Source organism: Pseudomonas sp. (assembly GCF_050739995.1).
Lineage (GTDB): Bacteria > Pseudomonadota > Gammaproteobacteria > Pseudomonadales > Pseudomonadaceae > Aquipseudomonas.
In genome coordinates this window covers 1-7,124 of sequence record NZ_JBOICG010000444.1, presented here as the reverse complement: position 1 = coordinate 7,124, position 7,124 = coordinate 1, and the positions used below count along the sequence as shown (strand labels likewise).

Genomic DNA, 7,124 nt, shown 5'->3' with positions numbered 1-7,124 from the left:
CCATAGGCCTGGCCCAGGTAACCGAAGGCGTCATGTGAGGTGACGATTCGACGGTTGCCCGCTGGCAGCGCGCCGAACTTGGTCTTGGCTTCGGCCAGCAGGCGGTAGATATCTTTCAGGTAGGCCTGGCTGTTGCGCAGGTAGTCGGTCTTGTTGGCCGGGTCGGCCGCCACCAGCGCCTTGGTGATGTTGTTCACATAGATTTCGGCGTTGGCCAGGTTGTGCCAGGCGTGCGGGTCGGGGATGGTTTCACCGTCTTCCTCCATGGTGTGGGAGATCACGCCTTTGCTGGCGGTCACAACGGTGGCCTTGGTTTCGGTGCTGGTTACCAGACGGTCGAGCCAAGGCTCGAAGCCCAGCCCGTTCTTGATGATGACCTTGGCCTTGAGCAGCGCCTTGGCATCGTCCGGCGTGGGCTCATAGGTATGGGCGTCGGCGTCGGGGCCGACCATGTTGCTGATCTGGATGTGATCGCCACCGATCTGGTGGGTGATGTCATCGAGAATACTGAAGCTGGTAACCACCTGGAGTTTTTCGGCGGCCTGGGCCATCGACAACGGCAGCAGCAGACTGAACAGCACGAGTAAAGCGCGCATCGGGAGACACCTCATTGGGATGTAAGAGCGGGCGGACGGCGCAGTAAGCCGTGCACCGGACCGAAGACCACGGACAGCAGATACCCACCGCCAGCCACCAGCACGATGGCCGGGCCGCTGGGCAGCGAGTAGTAGAACGACAGCAACAGACCCAACCACACCGACAGGCATCCCAGCACCGCCGATACTGCGATCAACACCGGTAGACGCCGGCTCCAGAAGCGTGAAGCAATGGCCGGCAACATCATCAAACCCACCACCATCAACGCGCCGATGGCTTGGAAACCGATCACCAGGTTCAACACCACCAGGGTCAGGAACAACCCGTGGGCGAGTGGGCCGAGGCGGCTGACGGTTTGCAGGAACAGCGGGTCGAGGGTGTCCAGCAGCAGCGGCTTATAGATCAGCGCCATAGCGATCAGGCTGAAGCCGGAGACCCAGAGCATGCCAGTCAGGGTGGTTTCATCCACGGCCAGGGCCGAGCCGAACAGCAGGTGCAGGAGGTCCAGGCGCTTGCCGGCGATGCCGAGGATCAACACGCCGGCGGCGAGGGAGATGGGGTAGATGGCGGCGAGGCTGGCGTCTTCACGCAGGCCGGTGCGGCGGGTGATCCAGGCGGACAACCCGGCCATGCTCAGGCCGGCTCCGAGGCCGCCGATGGTCAAGGCGGGCAGGCTGAGGCCGGCGAACCAGAAGCCCAGCGCGGCACCGGGCAGGATGCCGTGAGCCACGGCGTCACCAATCAGGCTCATACGTCGCAGGATCAGAAACACGCCCAACGGCGCGGTGCTGCAGGCGAGCACCAGCCCGCCGATCAGTGCGCGGCGCATGAAAACGAAATCGTGGAAGGGCATCCACAGGTGGGCAGTGAAGTGCATCAGGCCACCTGCATGTGCGGTTGCGGGCGGATCAGCTCTTTACTGGGACCGAAGACGCAGCCTGTGCTTTTGATCTGCACGACCTGCTGAGTGTGGTGCCGTACGGAGGCTAGGTCGTGACAAACGATGATCACCGTGCGGCCTTCATCGTGCCAGGCGTGTACGTGTTTCCAGCACAGGGCCTGGCCTTCTTCGTCGAGGGCGGCGTGAGGTTCGTCGAGCAGCAGCACCGGCGCTTGCGCCAGGCTCATGCGGGCGAGCAGCGCACGTTGCAGTTCGCCGCCGGACAATGCCATCAGCGGGCGATGTTCCAGGCCCGTGAGGCACCAGTCTTCCAGCACCGCTTGCAGGCGTTGGGTGCGTTGTTCCGGGGTTAGTTTGCTTCCCCAGAAGCCCGCGGCAACCAGCTCTTGCAGGCTGATGGGGAACTGGCGATCCAAGTGTTGTTGTTGGGGCAGAAACGACAAGCCACCACGGCGTGGAACCTCCACGGTGACTTTGCCAGTCAGCGGTTTTTGCAGGCCGGCGATGACTTTAAGCAGGCTGCTTTTACCGGTGCCGTTGGCGCCGATGATGCCAGTGAGGCTGCCTTTTTCCAGGGTCAGATCCAGCGCGGGGGTCAGGGGTTGGCCCGGTGCGCCCCAGCGCAAAGCATTGCAGGTGATCATGCAGGGTGTCTCGTCCAGCGGCTTTCAGCCACGGCATCGTGCGCGTGCAGGCTTTCGGCGTGGATCACTTTGAGATGGAAGGCTTTGACGGCATCCGAGCGTTTCAAGGCGAGGTTCAGGCGGCGGGCGGCGTCTTCGCAGAACATCAGGTTCTGCCCGTTGGCCAACGCGAAGGCTTGTTCGTCCGCACGTTTCACGGCGGTTTGTACGGCGGTGCCGAGGGCGGCTTCTGCGGTGTTTATGAGGTCTGTCAGCGGCAGATGATCGCCTTGCAATTGGACGTGCAACTGCGCGCTGCTGCGTTGGCTGTGCGGCGTGGCGACGATACCGTTCGCGCTGCCAAGCCAGGTCAACACGTCTTCATGCTGCAACGGCGTGTTGGCGAAATCTTCGAGAAATTGTTGTTGAATCAACTGCCTGGCGAGGGCAGCTGAGCAGGGGCAGGTTGAGGAATAAGTAACGTCAATTTTTAGTTCCACGTGGAACATCTGGTTTTCCAGGCGCGCTTCGATGCACACCGGGTAGCCTTTCCAACCGGCCAATGGGCTGACCAGCGCCGGGCGTTTCAGCAGCAGATTCGTATGAATACGCAAGTAAGCGTTCTTAGATAAACCTTCATGACTGTCGAGAAAGCGCTGAAGTACATTACGCAGAAGTGCAGGCGTAAGAAGTTGCTGATCGAGCATTTCCAGGGCCAGGTACAGGCGCGACATATGAATGCCACGGGCCGAACCATCGTCCAGGCTCACGCCGGCATCAGCGGTGGCGGCCAGGCGTTGGTTGTCGATCAGGATGGGCAGGGCGATGCCGCACATGCCCACCCAGTCGAGTGGCAAGGCTTGGCGTGAAGCCTGCGCGGCGATATCCGGCAGAGTCAGCGCATTCATGGGCAGGTCCATCGTTGGAAATAAAAAGACATGTTATATTATAACGATTGAGTCGACGATGATTTTTCTACTTCAGTCTTTCTTCAGTCATGTCGAGCAGGGACGCTCCTTTATTTGTGGTATTTGCCATGCACAGACGTCAGCTCCTTAACCTGCTGTTGGTCAGTCCCCTGTTCACCTTGCCGTTGGGGGCTTATGCCACGCAGATTCGCAACGCGCGCTTGTGGCGCTCGGAAGACAAACTGCGGCTGGTGCTCGACCTCAGCGGCCCGGTGCAATACAAGACCTTTTCCCTGACGTCGCCGGAGCGCGTGATCATTGACCTGAGCGGTGCCGGCCTCTCGGGTGATTTCTCTCAGTTGGCGTTGAAGAACAGCGGGATCACTTCCATCCGCTCCGGGCATTTCGGCAAAGGTGACACGCGCATCGTGCTGGACCTGGCCGCGCCGATGCAGCTCAATAGCTTTCTATTGCCGCCGCAGGATGGCCAAGGGCATCGCTTGGTACTGGATTTGACCAATGCCACCCGCGCACCTCGCCAAATCGCTGCAGAGCCCGCGCTCTTGGTCGCGCCTGTGGACAAGGCCCACCCCAAGCGCGACATCATCGTAGTGGTCGACCCTGGCCACGGTGGCAAAGACCCGGGGGCCATTGGTTCCAAAGGTCAGCGCGAAAAAGACGTGGTGCTGTCTATCGCCCAATTGCTGGCCAAACGTTTGAAGCGCGAGAAGGGCTTCGCCGTGAAACTGGTGCGCAACGATGACTTCTTCGTGCCGCTGCGCAAGCGCGTGGACATCGCCCGCCAGCACAAGGCCGATATGTTCATCTCGGTGCATGCCGATGCCGCGCCACGGCTGACGGCCTCGGGGGCGTCGGTGTACGCGTTGTCTGAGGGCGGTGCCACATCTGCCACGGCGCGCTTCATGGCGCAACGTGAAAACGGCGCAGACTTGCTCGGTGCTACCACGTTGCTCAATCTCAAGGACAAGGACCCGATGCTGGCCGGGGTGATTCTCGATATGTCGATGAACGCTACCATCGCTTCCAGCCTGCAACTGGGCAGTTCAGTGCTGGGCAGCCTGCAAAGCATCACCACGCTGCACCAGAAGCGCGTGGAACAGGCGGGCTTTGCGGTGCTCAAGTCACCGGACGTGCCATCGATCCTTGTGGAAACTGGGTTTATCTCCAATACCCAGGATGCCCAGCGGCTGGTGACAGCGCGTCATCAACAGGCGGTGGCGGATGGTCTTTTTGAAGGTCTGCAAAAATATTTCCAGAAGAACCCACCGATGAACAGCTATATGGCATGGGTTCAGGAACAGAAGAACGGCCAGGTCTAACAGCCAGTAATGCGGCTGCACGTGAACTTGGCGCTGGCGCCACCTGAACTGGAGAACCGGTTGATAGTGGTCCAGCCCACGCGGCGCGTGTAGCCGACCCACGCCTCACCGTCCGACGCCAGCCCGGTAAAGAACGTCAGTTGCCCGTAGCGGCTGTTGGTCTGTGCCCAGTAGCGCTTACCGATCACTTCGAAACCCCGCAAGTACGTGGTGCTGCCGACAGTCGCCACGCTATAGGCGTTGCCCAACGGGTCCACACAGGCCAGCACGTTGGCGCTGCGCGTGCAATTGGCCAACAGGCTCGGCGCTTGAGCATGGGCTTGTCCTGTCGCTGCCAATAACAGAGCGCACACCAGGTATTTCATCGAGGCTTCTCGTCGCAAGAAAGTGCTCCAGCATTGCGCCCTTCGTCGTGACGAGCAAGGGAGGATTGGCTTATCTGTGTTGTTATACTATAACATTAAAAGACCACCCGATCCGTGAACCGCTTCCCATGACTGAGCAAGACCTCCTGGCCCAACCGCCCGCCGATTACATGAATGAGGCCCAGCAAGGCTTCTTCCGCGAGTTATTGCTGGCTCAACGCAATGAGCTGCAAGCGCGTATCGATGCTGAGTTCCTGGCGCTACGCGAGCAGGAAACCAACAGCGACCCGGCCGATGTCGGCAGCGCAGAAGAGCAACGCCAATGGCAACTGCGCCTGCTGGAGCGGGAAAAGAAGCTGTTGGACAAGATCGACGACGCCCTGGAACTGCTGGCCCGTGGCGAATACGGCTGGTGCCGTGAAACCGGTGAACCCATCGGCCTGCAACGCCTGCTGCTGCGTCCCACCGCCACCCTGTGTATCGAAGCCAAAGAACGTGAAGAGCTGCGCGAACGCCATAAACGGGCGATTTGACCGGCCACCCTTGATGAGGATTACCTGATGACCAACCGTCTTCCCGTTACCGTGTTGTCCGGCTTTCTCGGCGCCGGAAAAAGCACGCTGCTCAACTATGTCCTGCGCAACCGCGAGAACCTGCGGGTGGCCGTGATCGTCAACGACATGAGCGAAATCAACATCGACGGCAGCGAGGTCCAGCGCGACGTCACCCTCAATCGTGCCGAAGAAAAACTGGTGGAAATGAGCAACGGCTGCATCTGCTGCACCTTGCGTGAAGACCTGCTGGAAGAGGTCGGAAAACTCGCCAAGGAAGGTCGGTTCGATTACCTGCTGATCGAATCCACAGGTATTTCCGAACCGTTGCCCGTGGCTGAAACCTTCACCTTCCGCGATGAAAACGAGCAGAGCCTGGCCGATATCGCCCGCCTGGATACCATGGTCACTGTGGTCGACGGTATGAACTTCCTGATCGACTACCAGGCCGCCGAAAGCCTTGCTTCTCGGGGTGAAACCCTGGGCGAAGAAGATGAGCGTTCCATCACTGACCTGTTGATCGAGCAGATCGAATTCGCCGACGTGATCCTGATCAGTAAGATCGACCTGATCAGCAGCCGCGAGCGCGAAGAATTGATGGCCATTCTTGAGCGCCTGAATGCCCAGGCGGAAATCATTCCGATGGTCATGGGTGAAGTGCCGCTGCACAAGATCCTCAATACCGGCCGTTTCGACTTCGAGCGTGCCTCCCAAGCGCCGGGCTGGCTGCAGGAAATGCGCGGTGAACATGTGCCGGAAACGGAAGAATACGGCATCGCCTCCACGGCCTATCGCGCGCGCCGTCCGTTTCATCCACAGCGCTTTTTCGACTTTATCGACCGCCCGTGGGTCAACGGTAAGCTGCTGCGTTCCAAAGGCTTTTTCTGGTTGGCCAGCAAACATCAGGATGCGGGTAGTTGGTCCCAGGCCGGTGGTTTGATGCGTCATGGTTTTGCCGGTCGTTGGTGGCGTTTTGTGCCGAAAAGCCAATGGCCTCAAGACGAAGAAAGCATCGCGGCGATCATGGGCAACTGGCAATTGAGCACCGGCGACTGCCGACAGGAATTGGTCTTCATTGGGCAGAATATCGACTTCACCCAGATGCGCGCCGAGCTGGACGCGTGCCTGCTTACCGATGAAGAAATGGCCCTGGGCGTCGAAGGATGGTGCCAACTGGTCGACCCCTTTGGCCCTTGGTATGAAGAGGCTGCCGCGTGATGCTCGCCCCGGTTATCCCGCTACGGCCCGTTATCCGCCAGACCCGCGGCGAAACCCCGTTGGCGCTGTCCGATATCCTCGAAGACGGCGTAAACCTGGCGGTGTGGCAACGCCAGTTACCGCTGCACATCGCGGAATTTGGCGCCTTGCTGGTAGCGCTCAACGAGCCACTGGCCGAGTCCTTGGTGATTGAGCTTAATCACGAGGATGCCATGCCGAACTTGCAGGGCTTGGCGTCCAGTTGCCGCGATCTGGAAGGCTACGAAGGCTTTATCGCCGACGTATCATGGCTGGTCAGCGCTTTCGCTTGCCTGCTGGGGGCCAAACGGATTGGCGTACGCCTGCGGTTGTTGGACAAGGCCATGTGCCCGCGTTTTCACGTCGATCATGTGCCTGTACGACTGATCACCACTTATGCCGGGATCGGCAGCCAGTGGTTGCGCGAAGGGGTGATGGACCGACGTAAGCTTAGCCAGCCGGAGGCCGAACCTGTCGAGCGTATCGAGCAGATCCACTGCGGTGAAGTCGCCTTGCTCAAGGGCACCAAATGGCATGGCAACGAAGGTCACGGTCTGATCCACCGCTCGCCGGCGCTCAGCGCGGATGAGCGACGGTTGATCC

General features: G+C 60.1%; 9 protein-coding genes. 4 read left to right on the top strand and 5 right to left on the bottom strand.

Translation table 11 applies throughout. The annotated features are described in order from the left end of the window. The 4 genes from ACRESD_RS14820 to folE2 all read right to left on the bottom strand — a co-directional run. Positions 1 to 596, bottom strand: a 596-nt coding sequence (locus ACRESD_RS14820; protein WP_431751597.1) for a metal ABC transporter solute-binding protein, Zn/Mn family, incomplete at its 3' end; no start/stop codon positions are given. Positions 597 to 607: 11 nt separating this feature from the next. Beyond that, a complete protein-coding gene (locus tag ACRESD_RS14815) occupies positions 608 to 1,474 on the bottom strand; it encodes a metal ABC transporter permease (RefSeq protein WP_431751596.1) in 867 nt (288 codons plus the stop codon). Next, the gene (locus ACRESD_RS14810; protein ID WP_431751595.1) at positions 1,474 to 2,142 is read right to left on the bottom strand and encodes a metal ABC transporter ATP-binding protein; all 669 of its coding nucleotides are present in this window, start codon (positions 2,140 to 2,142) and stop codon (positions 1,474 to 1,476) included. The genes ACRESD_RS14815 and ACRESD_RS14810 overlap by 1 nt, the downstream gene beginning before the upstream one ends. After that, positions 2,139 to 3,029 (bottom strand): GTP cyclohydrolase FolE2, encoded by an 891-nt coding sequence (gene folE2, locus ACRESD_RS14805; RefSeq protein ID WP_431751594.1) that lies wholly within the window; start codon positions 3,027 to 3,029, stop codon positions 2,139 to 2,141. Before folE2 ends, ACRESD_RS14810 begins: the two co-directional genes overlap by 4 nt. 128 nt (positions 3,030 to 3,157) lie before the next feature. Here folE2 and ACRESD_RS14800 point away from each other — a divergent pair, with 128 nt between their 5' ends. After that, positions 3,158 to 4,369 (top strand): N-acetylmuramoyl-L-alanine amidase, encoded by a 1,212-nt coding sequence (locus tag ACRESD_RS14800; protein ID WP_431751593.1) that lies wholly within the window; start codon positions 3,158 to 3,160, stop codon positions 4,367 to 4,369. Here ACRESD_RS14800 and ACRESD_RS14795 read toward each other — a convergent pair. After that, a complete protein-coding gene (locus ACRESD_RS14795; protein WP_431751598.1) occupies positions 4,366 to 4,734 on the bottom strand; it encodes a glutamine synthetase in 369 nt (122 codons plus the stop codon). The two genes, ACRESD_RS14800 and ACRESD_RS14795, sit on opposite strands and share 4 nt — an antisense overlap. Positions 4,735 to 4,862: 128 nt before the next feature. Between ACRESD_RS14795 and dksA the strand changes: the two genes are divergently transcribed. The 3 genes from dksA to ACRESD_RS14780 all read left to right on the top strand — a co-directional run. Further along, the gene (dksA, locus tag ACRESD_RS14790; RefSeq protein ID WP_431751592.1) at positions 4,863 to 5,267 is read left to right on the top strand and encodes an RNA polymerase-binding protein DksA; all 405 of its coding nucleotides are present in this window, start codon (positions 4,863 to 4,865) and stop codon (positions 5,265 to 5,267) included. Between the two features lie 27 nt (positions 5,268 to 5,294). Beyond that, complete coding sequence (gene zigA / locus ACRESD_RS14785) at positions 5,295 to 6,503, top strand: zinc metallochaperone GTPase ZigA (RefSeq protein ID WP_431751591.1); 1,209 nt, start codon at positions 5,295 to 5,297, stop codon at positions 6,501 to 6,503. Beyond that, a partial coding sequence (locus ACRESD_RS14780) for a DUF1826 domain-containing protein (protein ID WP_431751590.1) occupies positions 6,503 to 7,124 on the top strand: 622 nt, incomplete at its 3' end. The genes zigA and ACRESD_RS14780, both read left to right, overlap by 1 nt.

Coding starts and splice junctions, on each gene's coding strand:
- ACRESD_RS14815 (WP_431751596.1), bottom strand. CDS start 1,474: ATGCACTTCACTGCCCACCTGTGGATGCCCTTCCACGATTTCGTTTTC.
- ACRESD_RS14810 (WP_431751595.1), bottom strand. CDS start 2,142: ATGATCACCTGCAATGCTTTGCGCTGGGGCGCACCGGGCCAACCCCTG.
- folE2 (WP_431751594.1), bottom strand. CDS start 3,029: ATGAATGCGCTGACTCTGCCGGATATCGCCGCGCAGGCTTCACGCCAA.
- ACRESD_RS14800 (WP_431751593.1), top strand. CDS start 3,158: ATGCACAGACGTCAGCTCCTTAACCTGCTGTTGGTCAGTCCCCTGTTC.
- ACRESD_RS14795 (WP_431751598.1), bottom strand. CDS start 4,734: ATGAAATACCTGGTGTGCGCTCTGTTATTGGCAGCGACAGGACAAGCC.
- dksA (WP_431751592.1), top strand. CDS start 4,863: ATGACTGAGCAAGACCTCCTGGCCCAACCGCCCGCCGATTACATGAAT.
- zigA (WP_431751591.1), top strand. CDS start 5,295: ATGACCAACCGTCTTCCCGTTACCGTGTTGTCCGGCTTTCTCGGCGCC.